Genomic DNA, 20,740 nt, shown 5'->3' on the forward strand with positions numbered 1-20,740 from the left:
TTGGGGCGGGTCAGCGCACGCGCACGTAAGTACCGGGCGCAGCCTCCATCGGTGGATAGTTGGCGTTGCCAAGGGGCATCTGGGTTTCGTGTTGGGCGCCCGAGCGTTCCTGAATCCACGTCAGCCACTGCGGCCACCAGCTACCGTCGACATGCTTGGCGTCGTAGTACCAGGCGCGCGGATCGCTGCTCAGTTTGCCGTTCTCGACGTAGTTGGCTTTCGGGTTGTTCGGCGGGTTGAGAATGCTCTGCACATGGCCACTGTTGGACAGTACGAAGCGTCGCTCGCCACCCAGCAGCAGGGTCGAGCGATACACCGCGTCCCACGGCGTGATGTGGTCGTTTATGCCGGCGACGCTGAAGCTGTCGACCGTGACTTTCTGCAAATCGATTGGCGTGCCGCACACCTCCAGTCCACCCGGATGGGTCAGCGGGTTGTGCTTGAAAAAGTCCAGCAGATCGCCGTGCAGCGCGGCGGGCAGGCGCGTGCTGTCGTTGTTCCAGTACAGGATGTCGAACGCCGGCGGCTCTTTGCCCAGCAGGTAGTTGTTGACGAAGTAGCTCCAGATCAAATCGTTGGGGCGCATCCAGGCGAACACCTTGGCCATGTCGCGACCGTCGAGCACACCTTTCTGATACGAACGGCGCTTGGCCGCTTCAATCGTTTGTTCATCGGCGAACAGCGTGGCCGGGGAGTCCATCTGGCTGTCGAGCAGGCTCACCAGATAGGTCGCGCTGGCGACCCGGCGCAATTGGCGCTTGGCCTGCAAATGCCCTTGCAGCGCGGCGATGGTCAGCCCGCCAGCGCAGGCGCCCATGAGATTGACTTCGCGCGCGCCAGTGATCGCCCGGCAGATGTTCATCGCTTCTTCGACGGCCTCGACGTAAGTCGACAGACCCCATTCGCGATGGCGAACATCCGGGTTGCGCCAACTGATCATGAACGTCTGCAAACCGTTTTTCAGAGCGAACTGAACGAAGCTGTTGTGCGGGCTGAGGTCGAAAATGTAGTACTTGTTGATTTGCGGCGGCACCACCAGCAACGGCTTGGCGTACTGCTTTTCGCTCATCGGCTTGTACTGGATCAGCTCGAGCATTTCGTTGCGAAACACCACCGAGCCAGTGGTGGTCGCCACGGTTTTACCGACCTCGAACGCTTGCTTGGTGACCTGGCGTGGCAGGCCATCGTTGTGCAGCATGTCATCGAACAAATGGCTGAAACCGCGCACCAGGCTGTGCCCGCCGGAGTTAAACAGCTCCTTTAGCGCCAGCGGATTGAGCAAGGTATTGGACGGCGCCACCGCGTCGTTGAGCAGGGTGAAGGCGAAGTGCGCGCGGGCGCGGTCGTCGGGGGTCATGTTGCTGTCGTCGATCCAGCTCTTGGCCTGTTTCTGCCAGGCCAGATACGCCTGCAAGCTGCGCCGGTAAAACGGGTTGAGACTCCACGCCGGATCGGCGAAACGCGTGTCCTGCGGATTGGTCGGATGCAGGGTTTCGCCGAGCAGCACACGTCCGAGCGCGCTGCCGAACTTCAAGGCGTGTTTGGCACTGTGCAGCGGATTACGCAGGCCATGGGCGGCGACGCTGCGCAATGTCGAAATCAGATCGCGGCCGCGCAGGCCGGTCATCGCACTCTGTGCATTGATAAACACGGCGGGGCTGGGCACTACGCCCGTCGCTGGTTTGTCGCGCATGACTCAACACTCCTTCGTCTTCAGGCCAAAAACAAACACACCGAACCAGAACACCATAGACGCTGTTGCGGGTTGTTGCCTGCGCAGCGTCCTGCCACGCACTTTGCAAAAAACCATCCAATAAAGCTGAGGGAGCCGTTTATCCGCCCAGCGGAGTCGGATGCGGATGCATCACCGCACGCTGACGTTCCTCCTGGAGGAACTTCATGATGATCGGCGCCACGGCTTCGGCGCGGGTGATCAGGAACAGATGGCCGTCATCGATGATGTGCAACTGCGCGTTGGGAATGCGCCAGGCGAGCATGCGCATGTTGATCAGCGGGATCAGCGGATCGTCGTCGCCGGCCAGCACCAGCGTCGGTTGATGGATCTTGTGCAGCCAGTGAATGCTGGTCCAGCCGAGGCCGGCGAACAGTTGCCAGTAGTAGCCAAGCTTGCCCGCCGAACGCACCTTCGCCGCGTGGCTTGCCGCTAACGTCGGATCGCGACGGAACGCGCCGCCGTAGATCATCGGCGCGATGCGAATCACGTGTGACGGCTGAATATAGCGGCGTGGACTGGCCATCATCCACAGCACTTTCGGCTTGCCCGGCACCATCACCGCGCCTGCCGCTGTCGCCGCGAGTACAAGCTTCTTGCAGCGCTCGGGATAGTCGTAGGCGAACTGCTGCGCCAGCGCGCCACCCCAGGACACGCCAATCACGTTGACCTGTCCGTAGTCGAGGTAATCGAGCATGCGCGCGGTGAGCTTGGCCAGTCCGGGAAAGCGGTACGGCCGATTCGGCGTCGAAGAGCCGCCGACACCGGGCACGTCGAAGGCGATCACTTCCAGATCCGGGTCCAAAGCCGCGACGAACGGAAACACCAGCTCCAGGTTGGCGCCGATGCCGTTGAAAATCAGCAAGGGCGTCAAGTGAGGCTTGCCGGGGCGTACTGCGGTGCGGAGGGTCTGGCCATCCAGCTCGACAGTACGAAAAATAAACGGGTGCGGCATGCGTCAGGCCCTGTGGATTTAAGGTCACCGCGCCCCTGTGTGGGAGCGCGGTGTGTCAGTTACCGCTCATGTACATAAGTGCCCGGCGACGCTTCACCCGCCGGATAAGCCTTGTTGCCCAGTTTGGTCGGTGCCTTTTTCAGTTCGCCCGAGCGCGCGGCTTGCCACGCCTGCCAGTGCAGCCACCAGGAATCGGTGTGCTTGGTCGAATTCGCCTGCCAGTCATCGGCGTTGGCGGCCATGCCTTCGCTGGTCATGTAACGTGATTTCGGGTTGCCCGGCGGGTTCAGAATGCTCTGGATGTGCCCGCTGCTCGACAACACGAATTCAACCTTGCCCCCAAACAACTGCGCCGACTTGTAGCAGGACTTCCACGGCGTGATGTGGTCGTTGGTGCCGGCCAGCGAGAAGATATCGGCGGTCACCTGCTTGAGGTCAATCGCAGTGCCGCACACTTCCAGTGCATTGGAGCGGATCAGTGGGTTGTTTTTGAACATCTCGATCAGGTCGCCGTGGAACGCTGCCGGCAAGCGGGTCGTATCGTTGTTCCAGAACAGGATGTCGAACACCGGCGGCTCGTTACCGAGCAGGTAGTTGTTGACCCAGTAGTTCCAGATCAAATCGTTTGGACGCATCCAGGCGAAGACTTTGGCCATGTCTTTGCCTTCGAGCACGCCGGCCTGATACGAATGGCGCTTGGCGGCTTCAAGGGTTTGCTCGTCGACGAACAGCGCTACGTCGCTGTCCAGGGTGGTGTCGAGCACACTGACCAGCAGCGTCAGGGCGTTGACTTTGTTCTGGCCGAGCGCGGCGTAATGGCCGAGCAGGGCGGTGCAGGTGATGCCGCCGGAGCATGCGCCGAGCATGTTGATGTCTTTGCTGCCAGTGATCGCGGTGACCACATCGACTGCTTCCTTCAAGGCATCGATGTAAGTCGAGAGGCCCCACTCGCGCTGTTCCTTGGTCGGATTGCGCCAACTGACAATGAAGGTCTGCACGTTATTGCGCAGGCAGAACCGCGCCAGGCTTTTGTCCGGGCTGAGGTCGAATACATAGAACTTGTTGATCTGCGGCGGCACCACCAGCAGCGGGCGCTCGTGCACTTGCTCGGTGATCGGCTTGTACTGGATCAGCTCCAGCACGTCGTTGCGAAACACCACCGCGCCTTCGGTGACACCGAGGCTCTTGCCGACTTCGAACGCGCCCATGTTGACCTGGCTCGGCATGCCGCCGTTGTGCACCAGATCCTTGGCCAGATGTGAGAGCCCGTCGAGCAGGCTTTTGCCGCCTGTTTCGAAGAAGCGTTTGACCGCTGCGGGGTTGGCCGCGCTGTTGGTCGGCGCCATGGCTTCAGTCATCAGGTTGATCACGAAGTGCCCGCGCGCAATGTCTTTGGGCGTCAGGCTGCTGTCGTCAATCCAGGCGTGGAGTTCCTTGCGCCACGCCAGATAAGTTTGCAGATAGCGTTTGTACAGCGGGTTCTGACTCCACGCCGGATCGGCAAAGCGACGGTCATCGCCAGCCGGTTGCAGTTCGGATTTACCAAACAGCACGTTCTTCAATTCGAGGCCGAAATGCGTGACGTGTTTGACACTATGGATCGGTTGTTTAATGGCCTGGGTCAGCACCATTCGAGCAGAGGCCAGCAGATCCTTTCCGCGTAGCCCAACGACGGGATTAAGCCCCAGGGTGTTTTCCGAGGCTTGGTACTTCAAGTCATCGTTATTCTTGTTACTCATCTACGACGCTCCATTGTCCTGAGACGAGTACCCGGTTTTCTGCTGTGCAGTTCCACAGCCAATGCCAGGTACTACTGCTCGGGTGACCGTTGATTCTGCATAGCTGCTTTACAGTCGTAGAGCACTGCAGGGAACTTGCCAGCTCCATTGGTTACCCGAGTTTAATTTTTTTCGCAAGCAGCCGATCCTGGCCGCCGGTGCGGAGCATTCAATCAGATGAATTTAGAAAATGCCCTCTAAAGAGCAGGAGGTGCGGACTAGAGCATCAGCTTGACGATCGACTCGTTCGGGTCGCGGGTTTTCCCGGCAGCTTTTAGTTCGGCGAGATAATCCGCCCAGAGTGCGTCATGACGTCGTCCCAGCTCGTAGAGATATTCCCAGGTGAACAGACCACTGTCGTGACCGTCGTCGAAGGTCAGTTTCAGTGCGTACTGACCGGCCGGTTCCAGCTTGGTCAGCCCGACGTTGAGCTTGCCGAATTGCAGGATCGGTTTGCCGTGGCCCTGGACGTCGGCGGAGGGAGAATGCACGCGCAGGAATTCTGCGGGCAGGGTGAATTCTTCGCCGGACGCATAGGTGAGCGTCAGGGTTTTCGAGGCTTTGTGCAGTTTGATGTCGGTGGGGATATTAGTCATGGCAGGTCATCCGACTGTGATGAGCCCCTGTAGGAGCTGCCGCAGGCTGCGATCTCTTGATCTTGATTTCAAAAAAACAGATCAAAAGATCGCAGCCTGCGGCAGCTCCTACAGGGAGAAGTGACCTACAGGATATAACGGCTCAGGTCTTCGTTCTCCGCCAATTCGCCGAGGTGGCTGTTGACGTATTCAGCGTCGATCAGGATCACCTTGTCATCATGCGCGCTGGCCAGATCGCCGGCGCTGAACGAAACCTCTTCGAGCAACCGCTCAAGCAGCGTGTGTAGACGACGGGCACCGATGTTCTCGGTCTTTTCGTTGACCTGCCAGGCGATCTCGGCGATGCGCTTGATACCTTCTGGCTTGAACTCGATGTTCAGGCCTTCGGTCTTCAGCAGCGCGCAATATTGCTCGGTGAGCGAGGCATGCGGTTCGCTGAGGATGCGTTCGAAGTCTTCCGGGCTCAGGGCCTTGAGTTCGACGCGGATCGGCAGACGACCTTGCAGCTCCGGCACCAGATCGCTCGGCTTGCTCAGGTGGAACGCACCGGAAGCGATGAACAGGATGTGGTCGGTCTTGACCATGCCCAGTTTGGTGTTGACGGTGCAGCCTTCGATCAGCGGCAGCAAGTCACGTTGCACGCCTTCGCGGGACACATCGACGCCACCGGAATTGCCGCGCTTGGCAACCTTGTCGATTTCGTCGATGAACACGATGCCGTGCTGCTCGACCGCTTCCAGCGCCTTGGCCTTCAACTCTTCGTCGTTGACCAGACGCCCGGCTTCTTCATCGCGCACCAGCTTCAGTGCTTCTTTAACCTTGAGCTTGCGCGCCTTCTTCTTGCCTTTGCCCATGTTGGCAAACAGGCTTTGCAGCTGGTTGGTCATCTCTTCCATGCCCGGAGGCGCGGAAATATCGACGCCGGCCATCTCGGCGACTTCGATTTCGATTTCCTTGTCATCCAGCTGACCTTCGCGCAGGCGCTTGCGGAACAGCTGGCGGGTGTTGGAATCCGCGCTCGGCGCTTCTTCATTGCTGAAGCCCATGCGTGCCGGCGGCAGCAGGGCGTCGAGAATGCGGTCTTCGGCGGCGTCTTCGGCGCGGTGGCGAACCTTGGTCATTTCCTGTTCGCGCAACAGCTTGATTGCGGCGTCGGCCAGATCACGAATGATCGATTCGACGTCACGGCCGACATAGCCGACTTCGGTGAACTTGGTCGCTTCGACCTTGATGAACGGCGCGTTGGCCAGTTTCGCCAAGCGACGGGCGATTTCGGTTTTACCGACACCGGTCGGGCCGATCATCAGGATGTTTTTCGGGGTCACTTCAACGCGCAGCTCTTCCGGCAGCTGCATGCGGCGCCAGCGGTTGCGCAAAGCAATCGCGACGGCGCGCTTGGCATCGTCCTGGCCGATGATATGGCGATTGAGTTCGTGAACGATTTCGCGGGGAGTCATGGACATAATAGTTGGCGGTCCTCAAGCAGAAACAAGCCGTGGCGCAGGGGCCAAATCAGGCTTCTTCAGCGAGATCCTGCTCCTCAATGGTCTGAGTGTGGTTGGTGAATACACAGATGTCGCCGGCGATGCCGAGCGCAGTCTCGACGATTTCGCGGGCCGACAGATCAGTCTTTTTCAGCAGCGCGCTGGCAGCAGCCTGGGCGTAACCGCCGCCGGAACCCATGGCGATCAGGCCGTTTTCCGGCTCAACTACGTCACCGTTGCCGGTGATGATCAGCGAGGCGTCTTTGTTGGCCACCGCGAGCATGGCTTCGAGGCGGCTCAGGGAACGGTCGGTGCGCCATTCTTTGGCGAGTTCGACAGCGGCGCGGACCAGGTGGCCCTGATGCTTCTCGAGCTGGCCTTCAAAGCGTTCGAACAAAGTGAAGGCGTCAGCGGTGGCGCCGGCAAAACCGGCGATGACCTGGCCGTGGTACAGGCGACGCACTTTCTTCGCGTTGCCTTTCATCACGGTGTTGCCAAGAGAAACCTGGCCGTCGCCGCCCATGACGACTTTGCCGTGGCGGCGGACTGAAACGATGGTGGTCAAGGGAAGAGTCTCCACGCAGCGAGGCGAAAATGCCTGATTCCCATTCATATGGGGGTGGTGGAGAGGATTTCAACTGTGGGGCGGGAGAGGGGACGAGCGGTGTGGTGATGGGGACAAACCCTTGTGGCGAGGGAGCTTGCTCCCGCTCGGCTGCGCAGCAGCCGCAAACCCTGGGATCCCGGTCTGTCTGATGCACCGAATTCACAGAGTTTGGGGGCGCTTCGCACCCCAGCGGGAGCAAGCTCCCTCGCCACAATGTCCGCCGAACTGTTTAGGTTCAGCTTTGGATCAGCGGCTCTGGCGTTGTTGTAACAACAGGTTGCTAAAGCCTGCGCCGGCCAGTTGTTTCTGCGCTGTGGTCAGCTGTTCGCGGTTGCTGAACGGGCCGACCAGTACGCGATACCAGGTTTCCTCTTTCACCGTGCCGGACTCAACCGCCACGGCCTGACCGAGCAGAATGATCTGCGCGCGCACTTTGTCTGCGTCAGCCTCTTTGCGGAACGAACCGGCCTGCAGGAAAAACTTGGTCACCGGCGCCGCTTTGCTTACTGGCGGTGCTGGCGGCGGGGTGATCCCGGCCAGTGCAGCCTGAGCGCGCGCGGTGTCGATCTTCGCCGCTTCCGCAGGCGTTACCGGCGTCGTCGGGATTGCCGGCACTTGTGGCGTCGGCAGGGTTTTCTCCGGCACGGCGTCCGGCGGCACAATCACTTCCGACTCCGGCAGCAGGGTGTAGAAGTCGTACTTCGGCTTCACCGGTTGCGTCGGGCTCGGCGGGGTTTTGTTCGCCTCGGCGATCTTGCTGGCTTTCTGTTGTTGCTGTTGCTCGAACTTTTCACGCTTGACCGCGTCGCTGCCCTTGCCCGGTTCCAGTTTCATCAGAAACACGATGAACGCGCCGACCGTGAGGCCGATCGCCATCCACAGCCAACCCGGAATCGGTTGCTTTGCAGGAGCTTGGTAACGGCTGGCGCCACGCTTGGGTGCAGGTTTTTTCTTGGCAGCCAACTTACATGCGCTCCAGAGTTTCCAGGCCCAACAGTTCGAGGCCTTGCTTGAGGGTACGGCCGGTCAGCGCAGCGAGGCGCAGACGGCTCTGCATTTGCGCCGGGGTTTCGGCAGCCAGAATCGGGCAGTTCTCGTAGAAGCTGGAGAACAGGCCGGCGACGTCGTACAGGTAGGTGCACAGCGTGTGCGGCGTGCCTTTTTCCGCGACGTTGTTCAGCACTTCGCCGAACTGCGCCAGTTTGGCCGCCAGTTCCTGCTCGTGCGCAGCTTCGAGAACGATCTGGCCGTCGACTTCGCTGAAATCCTTGCCCAGTTTGCGGAACACACCGGCCACGCGAGTGTAGGCGTACAGCAAGTACGGCGCGGTGTTGCCTTCGAAGTTGAGCATCAGGTCGAAGTTGAAGCTGTAGTCGCTGGTGCGATGCTTGGACAGGTCGGCGTATTTCACCGCGCCGATGCCGACCACTTTGGCAATGTTGCGCAGTTCGTCTTCAGCCAACGTCGGGTTCTTCTCTTTCACCAGACTGTAGGCGCGTTCCTGAGCTTCGGTCAGCAGATCGATCAGCTTGACGGTGCCGCCATCACGGGTCTTGAACGGACGGCCATCGGCGCCGTTCATGGTGCCGAAGCCCATGTGTTCCATTTCCATCGGATGGGTCACGAAACCGGCCTTGCGCGCTACGGCGAACACTTGCTGGAAGTGCAGGGCCTGGCGCTGGTCGACGAAGTACAGCGCGCGATCAGCTTTCAGTTGGCCACTGCGATAGCGCACGGCCGCCAGGTCGGTGGTGGCGTACAAATAACCGCCGTCAGCCTTGACGATGATCACCGGCAGCGGGTCGCCATCGGCATTCTTGAATTCGTCGAGGAACACGCACTGCGCGCCGTTGCTTTCCACAAGCATGCCAGCGGCTTTCAGGTCGTTGACCACGTTGACCAGGTCGTCGTTGTAGGCACTTTCGCCCATCACGTCGGCCATGGTCAGTTTGACGTTGAGCAGTTCGTAGATCTTCTGGCAATGCGACAGCGAGATGTCCTTGAACTTGGTCCACAGTGTCAGGCACTCGGCATCGCCGGCCTGCAACTTGACCACCAGGCCACGAGCGCGGTCGGCGAATTCCGGCGACTCGTCGAAACGCTGCTTGGCGGCGCGGTAGAAGTTTTCCAGGTCCGACAGCTCGTCGCTGGTGATCGGGTTTTCCTGCAAGTAAGCCATCAACATGCCGAACTGGGTGCCCCAGTCGCCAACGTGGTTCTGACGAATCACGGTGTCGCCGAGGAACTCGAGAACCCGCGCCACGCCGTCGCCGATGATGGTCGAACGCAAGTGACCGACGTGCATTTCTTTAGCGAGGTTCGGTGCCGACAAGTCGACCACGGTACGTTGCGCAGGACCGGCCTTGCGCACGCCGACATGGGCGTCGGCCAGAGCGGCGTCGAGGCGCGAGGCCAGCGCTTGGGTGTTCTGGAAGAAATTGATGAAGCCTGGGCCTGCGATTTCAGCCTTGGTGACGTTCTCGTCGGCTGGCAGTGCGGCGATGATTTTTTCCGCCAGATCGCGCGGCTTCATGCCCGCCGGTTTGGCCAGCATCATCGCGATGTTGCTGGCGAAGTCACCGTGGGTCTTGTCGCGGGCGTTTTCCACCTGGATCGCCGGCGACAGGCCTTCAGGCAACACACCTTCGTTGACGAGTTGGGTGATGGCTTGTTGGATCAGCTGGCGAATGGTGTCTTTCATGGTCTTCTCTTTCGACCGCAAGCGCGGCGGCGCATCAATGCGCGGGTGGAAAAACTGGGCATTATCCGTTGCGAAGACGGGCTTGCCAACCTTAGCAGGCAGGTTATGGATATGTGGTGACAAATCGATGGGCGATTATCCTGTGGCGAGGGAGCTTGCTCCCGCTGGGGCGCGAAGCGGCCCTGAAATGTGCGTCTGCTTCGCAGCCGAGCGGGAGCAAGCTCCCTCGCCACAGATTCAGGGTCAATACAAATCGACGGGATCAACATCCAGCGACCAACGCACCGCGCGCCCGCTCGGCATCTGCTCCAGCACCAGCAACCAACTGGCCAGCAACCGATGCAACGGTGCGCGAGCCGTCGCCTGCAACAACAACTGCGCACGATAACGCCCGGCGCGGCGTTCCATCGGTGCCGGCACTGGCCCGAGCAACTCGATGCCAGTCAGATTCTGCTCCGCCAGCAAACGCTCGGCCGCGCTGCACGCCTCATCGAGAAAGCCTTCGGCCTGCCCCGGTTTATGCGCTTCAGCGCGCAGCAGGGCGAGATGGGCGAACGGCGGCAGCCCGGCCGCACGGCGCTCGCTCAACGCCTGTTCGGCGAAAGCGAAGTAACCCTGCTCGGTTAACTGCACCAATAAAGGATGGTCGGCCAGGTGCGTCTGAATGATCACCTTGCCCGGTTCTTCTGCCCGTCCGGCACGCCCGGCCACTTGCACGATCAACTGCGCCATGCGCTCGCTGGCGCGGAAGTCGCCGGAAAACAGTCCGCCGTCGGCGTCAAGGATCGACACCAACGTCACCCGTGGAAAGTGGTGACCCTTGGCCAACATCTGCGTGCCGACCAGAATGCACGGCTGACCCTTCTGAATCGTCGCGAACAACTGATTCATTGCGTCTTTGCGCGAAGTGCTGTCGCGGTCGACGCGCAGCACTGGATAGTCCGGGAACAGAATCGCCAGTCGTTCCTCGGCACGTTCAGTGCCGGCGCCCACTGGCCGCAGATCGACCTTGTTGCACTTCGGGCACTGGCGCGGCGTGCGTTCAACGTAGCCGCAGTGATGGCAACGTAGCTCGCCGTGGCGCTGGTGCACGGTCATCCGCGCATCGCAGCGCTGACACTCGGACATCCAGCCGCAATCGTGGCACAGCAAAGTCGGCGCGAAGCCCCGGCGATTGAGGAATACCAGCACCTGCTGCCCCTTCGCCAGGGTCTGGCCGATCGCTTGCTGCATCGGCCCGGAAATCCCGCTGTCCAGTGGACGACTTTTCACGTCCAGTCGCAGGAAGCGTGGCTGCTTGGCGCCGCCGGCGCGCTCGTTCAGGCGCAAAAGGCCGTAGCGACCGGTGTAGGCGTTGTGCAGGCTTTCCAGCGACGGCGTCGCGGAGCCGAGGACAATCGGAATGTTTTCTTGCCGCGCGCGCACCAGCGCCAGATCGCGGGCGTGGTAGCGCAGGCCTTCCTGCTGTTTATAGGAGCCGTCGTGCTCCTCGTCGATAATGATCAGCCCAGGATTTTTCATCGGGGTGAACAGCGCCGAACGGGTGCCGATAATAATGTCGGCCTCGCCGTCGCGGGCGGCGAGCCAGGCGTCAAGGCGTTCGCGGTCGTTGACTGCGGAGTGAATCAGCGCGATGCGCGCATTGAAGCGCTGCTCGAAACGCGCCAGCGTCTGCGGGCCGAGGTTGATCTCGGGGATCAGCACCAGCGCCTGCTTGCCGGCCTCCAGGGTTTCGCGGATCAACTGCAAATACACTTCGGTCTTGCCGCTGCCGGTGACGCCGGCCAGCAAGAACGCATGATAACTGTCGAACCCGGCGCGGATCGCTTCATAAGCAGCGCGTTGTTCGCTGTTGAGCGGCAATTCCGGCTGTGCCAGCCAACGCTCGTGACGCGCGCCCGGCGCATGCCGGCGGATTTCCACCTGCACCAGATTTTTCGCCAGCAGCAGATCGAGGCTGTCCTTGCTCAGCATCAGTTTGCTCAGCAACTGATGGGCGACGCCGTGCGGATGCTGGGCCAGCGTGGCCAGGGCTTCACGCTGACGCGGCGCACGGGCGATGCGTGGATCATCCAGGCTGGCGCCGGGGGCGGCCGACCAGAAGCGTTCCTGGCGTGCTTCGGCCAATTCGCCTTGACGCAGCAGTACCGGCAGCGCCCAGCTCAAGGTGTCGCCGAGGCTGTGCTGATAATACTGCGACGTCCACAGGCACAGCTTGAACAGCGCTGGCGGCAGCGGCGCGGTAGCGTCGAGCAGGGCCAGTGCCGGTTTGAGCTTTTCCGCTGGCACTTCGCTGGTGTCGGTGACCTCCACCAGAATCCCGATCATCTCGCGTCGCCCGAACGGCACCCGCAGGCGCATGCCCGGCTGCAACTGCTCACGCAGCACGCCGGCCGGCGCTCGATAATCGAACAGTCGGCGCAGGGGCGAAGGCAGGGCGAGGCGCAAGATGGCGTCGGGCACGCGGGGGATACTCACTGGTGGGGCGGTGAAGAGGGGCGGGAGCCTAGCAGACGGTCGGTCTCAGTGACAGCTTGCGTCATTGCAAAGGTCTGGTAGAATCCGCGGCCTAATTACGTGCGGTATTCAACAATAGTGTTGGATGGCGGCACGCTAGCTGAGGAAGACACCATGAAAGCTGATATCCACCCGAATTACCCAGTCATTGCTGTTACCTGCAGCTGTGGCAACAAGTTCGAAACTCGTTCGACTTTCGGCAAGCCGCTGCCAATCGACGTTTGCAACGAATGCCACCCGTTCTACACCGGTAAGCAAAAGACTCTGGACACTGGCGGCCGCGTTCAGCGCTTCGCAGACCGTTTCGGTGCTTTCGGCAAGAAACCTGCAGCTGCAGAGTAAGGTTGAAAGGCCCGGTGGGCTTTTCCTCATTGCTGAAAAAGGCGTCCCTCGCGGGCGCCTTTTTTATGCCTGCGATTTGGCTGTCAACGGCGCAGGCGTTCTGCCCGGGCCCGACGGGACTCCCGCAAGTCGCGGTGCAGCGCGTGATCGATGGCGACACCGTGCGCCTGAGCGACGGGCGCAGCGTACGCATGATTGGCCTCAATACGCCTGAACTCGGCAAGACGGGCCGCAGCGACGAGCCATTCGCCGTAGCCGCGCGGCAACGCCTGGAAGCGCTAGTGGCCAGCAGTGGCGGGCGCGTCGGTGTGCTTCCCGGTAAGGAGTCCAAGGATCATTACGGCCGCACGCTGGCCCACCTCTACAGCGCCAGCGGCGCCAATCTCGAAGCGCAAATGCTTGCCGATGGCCTGGGATTCCAGGTCGCGGTGGCGCCGAATGTCGATCTGGTTGCCTGTCAGCAAGCGGCCGAACGCAATGCGCGGCAGGCCGGTCTTGGCGTGTGGAAGCAGTCGCCTGTACTGAAAGCAGAGCAGATCCAGCGTTCGGGTTTTGCCGTGATCAGCGGGCGTGTTAGCAAGGTTCAGCGCAATCGTGGCGGAATCTGGATCGAGTTGCAGGACTCGCTTGTATTGCGCGTTGCACCCAATCTGCTTGAGCACTTTGACGGCGCGGCGCTGCAAGCGTTGAAGGGCCGACAAATCGAGGCTCGTGGCTGGATCGTTGATCGTTCGCGACGCGGCGGACTGAAATCAGGACAGCCACGCTGGCTGCTGCCACTGACCGATCCGTCGATGCTGCAGTCTTCGCGCTGAAGAAAAATTGTAGACATTTATCAACTCGATTGTGAACACTCCAGCCCTTGTGCACCGTGGCTCTTGGCCCAAAGTCGTAGGACAGGGCGCTTGACAGGGGTGACCGGTCAGTCTTGTGGGGACTTTGCGAGGCGCGTATCCTCGCTGACCAGTCTGTCCAACAGTAAAAAGCGGAATGCCCCCATGTCTGATCTGAAAACTGCCGCTCTCGAATACCATGCCCATCCTCGTCCAGGGAAGCTGAGTGTCGAGCTCACCAAGGCCACAGCTACTGCTCGCGACCTGTCGCTGGCGTACAGCCCCGGCGTAGCCGAACCAGTGCGCGAGATCGCTCGCGATCCTGAACTGGCTTACAAATACACCGGCAAAGGCAACCTGGTTGCAGTCATTTCCGATGGCACCGCGATTCTCGGTCTGGGTAACCTCGGCCCATTGGCTTCCAAGCCAGTGATGGAAGGTAAAGGCGTGCTGTTCAAGCGCTTCGCCGGCATCGATGTGTTCGACATCGAAGTCGACTCCGAAAGCCCGCAAGCCTTCATCGACACCGTCAAGCGCATCTCCATCACCTTCGGCGGCATCAACCTGGAAGACATCAAGGCGCCTGAGTGCTTTGAGATCGAACGCGCTCTGATCGAGCAGTGCGACATTCCGGTGTTCCACGATGACCAGCACGGCACCGCCATCGTGACCGCTGCGGGCATGATCAACGCTTTGGAAATCGCTGGCAAAACCCTGGCTGACGCCAAGATCGTCTGCCTCGGTGCCGGCGCTGCTGCCATCTCCTGCATGAAATTGCTGGTGAGCATGGGCGCAAGCATCGAAAACATCTTCATGGTTGACCGTACCGGCGTGATCCACTCCGGCCGTGACGACCTGAACCAGTACAAAGCCGTGTTCGCTCACGCCACTGAGAAACGCACTCTGGCTGACGCGCTGAAAGGCGCTGACGTGTTCGTCGGTCTGTCCGGCCCGAACCTGCTGAGCGCTGAAGGCCTGCTGTCGATGGCGGCCAACCCGATCGTGTTCGCCTGCTCGAACCCGGATCCGGAAATCTCCCCGGAACTGGCGCACGCCACCCGTAGCGACGTGATCATGGCCACCGGCCGTTCGGACTACCCGAACCAGGTCAACAACGTGCTGGGCTTCCCGTTCATCTTCCGTGGTGCCCTGGACGTTCGCGCCAAGCGCATCAACGAAGAAATGAAAGTGGCCGCCGCCAACGCCCTGCGTGAACTGGCCAAACTGCCAGTGCCACAGGACGTGTGCGATGCCTACGGTGGTGCTCCGCTGGAATTCGGCCGTGAGTACATCATTCCGAAGCCAATGGACAAGCGCCTGATCACCCTGATCTCCGATGCTGTGGCCAAAGCCGCGATCGAGACCGGTGTGGCGACCCTGCCGTATCCGAAGAACTACCCGCTGAAAAGCGTGGATGACGTGTTCAACGGTTAAGTCGTTGTAGCGCTTCAAACGAAAGCCCCGGCTCGTGAGAGTCGGGGCTTTTTTGTTGGTCAAAAGCAACCCTCACCCCAGCCCTCTCCCAGAGGGAGAGGGAGCCGACCGTGGGATGTTTGAGAGATACGCCGACCTGAACTTGCTTTACCGAATCCATAATCGACTCGGTCATTCAGGTCGATGTATGGCGGAAGACACCTCGGTCAGTCCCCTCTCCCTCTGGGAGAGGGCTAGGGTGAGGGGCTCTTGATCTTCATGTATAAAAAAGCCCCGCTCTTCTCTCGAAGGCGGGGCTTTTCATCAGGTGGCTAAATCAGAACAGGTCGATAGGCGCCTGTTCATCCGCCGGCAACGGACTGCCCGGCACCGCGCCATTACCAAGCTCATTCACCGACGGCGGCGTATCTTCAGCCTTGAACAGCTCGAAGTACGCCCCCGGCGTGCTCGGCGATGCCGCACGACCACTGGCCGGATCCACCCGCAAGCTCAGCAGCCCTTCCGGCTCGGCCTGCACATGCGGTGGCTTGTCCTTCAGCGCGGCAGCCATGTAGTTCATCCAGATCGGCAGCGCCACGGTGCCGCCGAATTCGCGGCGACCGAGGCTCTCCGGCTGGTCGAAGCCAGTCCACACGGTAGTCACGTAATCGGCGTTGTAACCGGAGAACCACGCGTCCTTGGATTCGTTGGTAGTACCGGTTTTACCGGCGATATCGCTGCGACCCAGCGCCAGTGCACGGCGACCGGTGCCGAGCTTGATCACGTCCTGCAACATGCTGTTGAGGATGTAGGTAGTGCGGCCATCAACGATGCGCTCGGCAACCGCTGGCGTCTGCGGCGTGGCCGGGCTGCCCGGTGCTTCACCCGGTGTCGCGTTGACCGTGAAGGTCTCGGCCGACGGCGCGGCGATGCCGTCAGTCGCTGCGGCGCCCTGCGGCACGCTTGGCGGGTTGGCGACGAACAGCGTGTCGCCGTTGCGGCTTTCGATCTTGTCGATGATGAACGGGGTGATCTTGTAGCCACCGTTGGCGAAGGTGGCCCAACCGGTCGCGATCTCCATCGGCGTCAGGGTCGCGGTGCCGAGTGCCAGCGACAGGTTCGGCGGCAAGTCCTGCTTGTTGAAGCCGAAGCGGCTGATGTAGTCGATGGTCTTGCCCACGCCCATTGCTTGCAGCAAACGGATCGACACCAGGTTGCGCGACTTGTACAGCGCCTCACGCAAGCGGATCGGGCCGAGGAACGTGTTGGTGTCGTTCTTTGGACGCCAGACCTTGTCCAGGTACTCGTCGACGAACACGATCGGTGCGTCGTTCACCAGTGTGGCGGCGGTGTAGCCGCTATCCAGCGCGGCGCTATAAACGAATGGCTTGAAGCTCGAACCCGGCTGACGCTTGGCCTGCATCGCACGGTTGTAGTTGCTTTGCTCGAAAGCGAAACCACCGACCAGCGAGCGGATTGCGCCGTTCTGCGGATCCAGCGACACCAGCGCGCCTTGCGCCTGCGGGAGCTGGCTGAACTTCAGCGAGTTGTCTTTCTGCCGTTGCACGCGCACCAGGTCACCGATCTGCGCTACATCCGACGGCTGACGCGGGTTGGCGCCCATGCTGTTGGTGTTGAGGAACGGTCGTGCCCATTTCATGGTGTCCCAGGCCACGTGCTCTTCGCCGGTACGGGTCAACACTTGCAGGCCGTTCTTGTCCACCTGGGTAACGATGGCTGGCTCTAGACTGCTGATGGTGCGTTGTTTGGTCAGTTCAGCGGCCCAGGCTTCACGGGTCTTGCCTGGCAGACGCGACTCAGGCCCACGGTAGCCGTGACGCTGGTCGTAGGTCATCAGGCCTTCGTGCAGCGCGGTGTTGGCCATTTCCTGCAAGTTGCTCGGCACCGTAGTGGTGACGCGGAAACCTTCGGTGTAGGCGTCGCTGCCGTAACGACCGACCATTTCCGCGCGAGCCATTTCGGCGATGTACGGCGCGTTCACTTCCGGGGTCGGCACGTGATAACTGGCGTTCAGCGGCTCGTTGATCGCGGCGGTGTAGTCCGCTTCGGTGATTTTGCCGAGCTTGTACATGCGGCCGAGAATCCAGTCGCGCCGCTCTTTACTGCGTGCCGGGTTGGCCAGCGGGTTGAAACGCGACGGAGCTTTCGGCAGGCCGGCGATCATCGCCATCTGCGCCAGGCTGACGTCGCGGATCGACTTGCCGTAATAGACCTGCGCAGCAGCCTCGATGCCGTAGGCGCGGTTGCCCAGATAGATCTTGTTGACGTACAGCTCAAGGATTTCGTCCTTGGTCAGCTGCCGTTCGATCTGCAAGGCCAGGAGGATTTCGGTGGTTTTGCGCGAGAAGCTGCGTTCGCTGCTCAGGAAGAAGTTCTTCGCCACCTGCATGGTGATGGTGCTGCCGCCGGACTGGATGTGTCCGCTTTTGACCAGTTGGGTCGCGGCGCGCATCAGGCTGCTCGGATCGACGCCATAGTGGTTGGCGAAGTTATCGTCTTCAGCACTTAGTAACGCATTAATGAAATTGGGGGGAATGTCGGCGAAACGGATCGGAGTCCGGCGCATTTCGCCAAACTCTGCGATCAATTTGTCGTCGCTGCTGTAGACGCGAAGGGGAATCTGCAACTGGATGCTTCTCAGCGCCTCCACGGACGGCAATCCCGGACTAAGGTAAAGGTACGCGCCGCTGAGAGCTAAAAGCAGTCCGCAGAAAATGGCGACGATGGACCAACCGAAAAATTTCAGCAGACGAATCAAGGCGTTTGAACATCCAGGGCAAAGAATGAATTAGGCGACAGGGTTCCGGGAACACACAGAACGGCCCGCGCTGGCAGTAAAAAGCGGAAAAAATCGCTGGGCATTATAAGCACTTTTCCGCCGGGGGCGTCATTTGCGCTGCTGTCAAGACGGGGTCAGGGAACGCAATGGGCATTACAGAGTCCGTAACTCACGGATAGTCATAGGGAATTGGTAGTGCTAGGACTCTTCAATAAAAAGACCAATACGTTACTGGGGATCGACATCAGTTCCACCTCAGTGAAGCTGCTGGAGCTGAGCCGTCAGGGCGATCGCTATCGGGTCGAGGCGTATGCGGTCGAGCCGTTGCCGGCGAATGCCGTGGTCGAAAAGAACATTGCCGAACTTGAGGGCGTCGGGCTTGCCCTGTCCAAGGTATTGGGCAAGGCCCGCACCGGGCAGAAAAACGTGGCGGTGGCTGTCGCCGGTTCTGCGGTGATCACCAAGATCATCGAGATGGACGCCGGACTTTCCGACGACGAACTGGAAAACCAGCTCAAGATCGAAGCCGATCAATACATCCCCTATCCGCTGGATGAAGTCGCCATTGATTTCGAAGTTCAGGGCGTCTCGCCGCGTAACCCCGAGCGGGTCAATGTGTTGCTGGCCGCCTGTCGCAAGGAAAACGTCGAAGTCCGCGAAGCGGCGCTGGCGCTGGCCGGGCTGACTGCGCGGGTGGTCGATGTCGAAGCCTACGCGCTGGAGCGTTCGTTCGGGTTGCTCGCCACACAACTGGCTGCGTCGCAAGAGCGCCTGACTGTCGCGGTAGTCGATATCGGCGCGACCATGACCACCCTCAGCGTTCTGCATAACGGCCGCATCATCTATACCCGCGAGCAGTTGTTCGGCGGTCGCCAGTTGACCGAAGAAATCCAGCGGCGCTACGGCCTGACCGTCGAACAGGCCGGCCTGGCAAAAAAACAGGGCGGCTTGCCCGACGACTATGTCAGCGAGGTATTGCAGCCATTTCGCGAGGCGCTGGTGCAGCAAGTTTCGCGCTCGTTGCAGTTCTTCTTCGCCTCCGGTCAGTACAACGCGGTCGATCATATTTTGCTGGCCGGCGGCACAGCCTCGGTGCCGGGGCTGGATCGACTGATCGAACAGCGCCTGAACACGCCAACCCAGGTTGCCAACCCGTTTGCCGACATGGCCCTGAGCAGCAAGGTCAACGCCGGGGCGCTGGCCAGTGATGCGCCGGCCCTGATGATTGCCTGTGGGCTCGCGCTCAGGAGTTTTGACTGATGGCGCGGATCAACCTTTTACCCTGGCGCGAGGAGCGTCGCGAAGAAAAGCGCAAACGCTTTCTGCTGGTCTTGATCGGCGTGGTGGTCGGCTCGGTCGGAGCGGTGTTTATCGCCGACCAGATCGTCAGTGCTGCCATCCAGCGACAAATGGCGCGCAACGATTACATCGGCAAACAGATCGCGGTAGTCGATGAGCGGATCAAACAGATCAGCGAACTCAAGGCCCACCGCCAGCAACTGGTGGAGCGCATGCGCATCATCCAGGACTTGCAGGTCAACCGGCAGATCAGCGGGCGGATCTTCGATCAACTGGCGCGCACGCTGCCGGACGGGGTGTATTTCACCGACGTGAAAATGACCGGCAAAACCCTGTCGATCAGCGGTGCGGCCGAGTCGAACAATCGCGTGTCCGACCTGATGCGCAACCTCGACGCCTCCGACTGGTTCGACGCGCCGAGCCTGACGGAAGTCAAGGCGACCACGGCCGGGCAGCTTGAGCAGGCCAATGTCTTTCAACTGACCGTACGCCAGACCCGGCCGAAGAACCTGGAGGGCGACCAATGAAGCCGTCCGAATGGCTGGAAAGTCTACGCAGTATCGATTTCAACGACCTCGATACGAGCAACATCGGTTCGTGGCCCGCAGCAGTCAAAGGCTTGGCCGGCGCACTGTTGATGATCGTGGTTCTGGCGCTTGGCTACAGCTTTTTCATCAGCGACATGCAGAGCCAGCTCGATCTCAAGCGCGAGGAAGAAATCACCCTCAAGGAGCAGTTCGCCAGCAAAGCACGTATGGCGGCCAATCTGGAGCTGTACACCCAGCAGATGAAGGAAATGGAAAACTCCTTCGGCGTGCTGCTGCGGCAATTGCCCAGTGATACCGAAGTGCCGGGCTTGCTCGAAGACATCACCCGCACGGGGCTGGGCAGCGGTCTGGAGTTTGAAGAGATCAAACTGCTGCCCGAGGTCACCCAGCAGTTCTACATCGAACTGCCGATCCAGATCACCGTGACCGGCGCCTATCACGACCTCGCCACCTTCGTCAGCGGCGTCGCCGGGCTGCCACGCATCGTTACCCTGCACGATTTCGAACTGGCCCCGGCCAATCCCGAGGGCGGCACCAAGTTGCGCATGAGCATCCTCGCCAAGACCTACCGTTATAACGACAAGGGGCTGCAGAAATGACCCCGATTCGTTATTCCACCCTGGCTTTGCTGATCCTCACGCTTAACGGTTGTGGCGGCGGCGATGACTTCAGCGACCTCGACGCCTACATGAACCAAGAGCGTCTACGCCCACCGGGCAAGATCGAACCGACACCGACGTTCCGTTCCTATCCCACATTTACCTACAGCGCCGCCAACCTGCGCAGCCCGTTCTCGCGCCAGGTGCGCGCTGATATGGCCGGACAAAAACGCGGCTCGCGCAACGTCAAACCAGACCCGAACCGGGTCAAGCAATACCTCGAAGGTTTCAACATCGAGCAGTTTGAAATGGTCGGCACGATCTCCAATGCCAGCGGCTCCTTCGCGTTATTGCGCGGAGCGGGCGGGGTGCATCGGCTCAAGGTCGGCGATTACCTGGGGCGCAATGACGGACGCATCGTCGCGATCAATGCGGCTCAGGTCGATGTGGTCGAAATCGTTCCCGATGGCGACGGCGCCTGGCTGGAGCGGCCGCGCACCATTCCTTTGAAAGAGCACTCATAGTGGAAGTCGATC

General features: G+C 60.6%; 17 protein-coding genes. 7 read left to right on the forward strand and 10 right to left on the reverse strand.

The window, feature by feature from the left end:
• Positions 1 to 10: 10 nt before the first annotated feature.
• From phaC (ACP7EE_RS01595) to ACP7EE_RS01635, 9 genes are all read right to left on the reverse strand, one after another.
• Positions 11 to 1,693 (reverse strand): class II poly(R)-hydroxyalkanoic acid synthase, encoded by a 1,683-nt coding sequence (gene phaC, locus ACP7EE_RS01595; protein ID WP_426233051.1) that lies wholly within the window; start codon positions 1,691 to 1,693, stop codon positions 11 to 13.
• Between the two features lie 139 nt (positions 1,694 to 1,832).
• Positions 1,833 to 2,687: a poly(3-hydroxyalkanoate) depolymerase gene (gene phaZ, locus ACP7EE_RS01600; RefSeq protein ID WP_420646886.1), complete on the reverse strand. Its 855-nt coding sequence runs from the start codon at positions 2,685 to 2,687 to the stop codon at positions 1,833 to 1,835.
• A gap of 59 nt (positions 2,688 to 2,746) precedes the next feature.
• Complete coding sequence (phaC, locus tag ACP7EE_RS01605; RefSeq protein ID WP_420646887.1) at positions 2,747 to 4,426, reverse strand: class II poly(R)-hydroxyalkanoic acid synthase; 1,680 nt, start codon at positions 4,424 to 4,426, stop codon at positions 2,747 to 2,749.
• A gap of 257 nt (positions 4,427 to 4,683) precedes the next feature.
• A complete protein-coding gene (locus ACP7EE_RS01610) occupies positions 4,684 to 5,061 on the reverse strand; it encodes a gamma-butyrobetaine hydroxylase-like domain-containing protein (RefSeq protein ID WP_426233053.1) in 378 nt (125 codons plus the stop codon).
• A gap of 125 nt (positions 5,062 to 5,186) precedes the next feature.
• The gene (gene hslU, locus ACP7EE_RS01615) at positions 5,187 to 6,524 is read right to left on the reverse strand and encodes an ATP-dependent protease ATPase subunit HslU (protein ID WP_426201764.1); all 1,338 of its coding nucleotides are present in this window, start codon (positions 6,522 to 6,524) and stop codon (positions 5,187 to 5,189) included.
• 49 nt (positions 6,525 to 6,573) lie between these two features.
• On the reverse strand, positions 6,574 to 7,110 hold the full coding sequence (gene hslV, locus ACP7EE_RS01620; protein WP_420646890.1) for an ATP-dependent protease subunit HslV: 537 nt from the start codon (positions 7,108 to 7,110) through the stop codon (positions 6,574 to 6,576).
• Between the two features lie 288 nt (positions 7,111 to 7,398).
• Positions 7,399 to 8,115, reverse strand: coding sequence for an SPOR domain-containing protein (locus ACP7EE_RS01625; protein WP_426233055.1), 717 nt, complete (start codon positions 8,113 to 8,115; stop codon positions 7,399 to 7,401).
• A gap of 1 nt (position 8,116) precedes the next feature.
• The gene (gene argS, locus ACP7EE_RS01630) at positions 8,117 to 9,853 is read right to left on the reverse strand and encodes an arginine--tRNA ligase (protein WP_426233057.1); all 1,737 of its coding nucleotides are present in this window, start codon (positions 9,851 to 9,853) and stop codon (positions 8,117 to 8,119) included.
• A gap of 243 nt (positions 9,854 to 10,096) precedes the next feature.
• The gene (locus tag ACP7EE_RS01635; protein WP_426201760.1) at positions 10,097 to 12,316 is read right to left on the reverse strand and encodes a primosomal protein N'; all 2,220 of its coding nucleotides are present in this window, start codon (positions 12,314 to 12,316) and stop codon (positions 10,097 to 10,099) included.
• Between the two features lie 168 nt (positions 12,317 to 12,484).
• On the opposite strand from ACP7EE_RS01635, the gene rpmE reads away from it, so the two are divergent.
• From rpmE to ACP7EE_RS01650, 3 genes are all read left to right on the forward strand, one after another.
• The gene (rpmE, locus tag ACP7EE_RS01640) at positions 12,485 to 12,712 is read left to right on the forward strand and encodes a 50S ribosomal protein L31 (RefSeq protein WP_420646894.1); all 228 of its coding nucleotides are present in this window, start codon (positions 12,485 to 12,487) and stop codon (positions 12,710 to 12,712) included.
• 65 nt (positions 12,713 to 12,777) lie between these two features.
• On the forward strand, positions 12,778 to 13,527 hold the full coding sequence (locus tag ACP7EE_RS01645; RefSeq protein ID WP_426233059.1) for a thermonuclease family protein: 750 nt from the start codon (positions 12,778 to 12,780) through the stop codon (positions 13,525 to 13,527).
• 183 nt (positions 13,528 to 13,710) lie between these two features.
• Positions 13,711 to 14,979, forward strand: coding sequence for a malic enzyme-like NAD(P)-binding protein (locus ACP7EE_RS01650; protein WP_420646896.1), 1,269 nt, complete (start codon positions 13,711 to 13,713; stop codon positions 14,977 to 14,979).
• Between the two features lie 316 nt (positions 14,980 to 15,295).
• Here ACP7EE_RS01650 and ACP7EE_RS01655 read toward each other — a convergent pair whose 3' ends face one another.
• Complete coding sequence (locus ACP7EE_RS01655) at positions 15,296 to 17,734, reverse strand: penicillin-binding protein 1A (protein ID WP_426233417.1); 2,439 nt, start codon at positions 17,732 to 17,734, stop codon at positions 15,296 to 15,298.
• A 219-nt stretch (positions 17,735 to 17,953) separates the two neighbouring features.
• Here ACP7EE_RS01655 and ACP7EE_RS01660 point away from each other — a divergent pair, with 219 nt between their 5' ends.
• Genes ACP7EE_RS01660 through ACP7EE_RS01675 form a run of 4 tightly spaced genes read left to right on the forward strand, consistent with a single transcriptional unit; the run spans position 17,954 to position 20,728 of the window.
• Positions 17,954 to 19,018, forward strand: coding sequence for a pilus assembly protein PilM (locus tag ACP7EE_RS01660; protein WP_426233061.1), 1,065 nt, complete (start codon positions 17,954 to 17,956; stop codon positions 19,016 to 19,018).
• On the forward strand, positions 19,018 to 19,584 hold the full coding sequence (locus ACP7EE_RS01665; protein WP_420646898.1) for a PilN domain-containing protein: 567 nt from the start codon (positions 19,018 to 19,020) through the stop codon (positions 19,582 to 19,584). Before ACP7EE_RS01660 ends, ACP7EE_RS01665 begins: the two co-directional genes overlap by 1 nt.
• Positions 19,581 to 20,204 carry a type 4a pilus biogenesis protein PilO gene (pilO, locus tag ACP7EE_RS01670; protein WP_420646899.1) on the forward strand — a complete coding sequence of 208 codons (624 nt, stop codon included), beginning with the start codon at positions 19,581 to 19,583 and terminating at the stop codon, positions 20,202 to 20,204. Before ACP7EE_RS01665 ends, pilO begins: the two co-directional genes overlap by 4 nt.
• A complete protein-coding gene (locus ACP7EE_RS01675) occupies positions 20,201 to 20,728 on the forward strand; it encodes a pilus assembly protein PilP (RefSeq protein WP_426233064.1) in 528 nt (175 codons plus the stop codon). Before pilO ends, ACP7EE_RS01675 begins: the two co-directional genes overlap by 4 nt.
• Positions 20,729 to 20,740 lie beyond the last annotated feature (12 nt).

Origin of the sequence: Pseudomonas sp. TWP3-2, assembly GCF_049897765.1 — a bacterium.
GTDB lineage: Bacteria > Pseudomonadota > Gammaproteobacteria > Pseudomonadales > Pseudomonadaceae > Aquipseudomonas.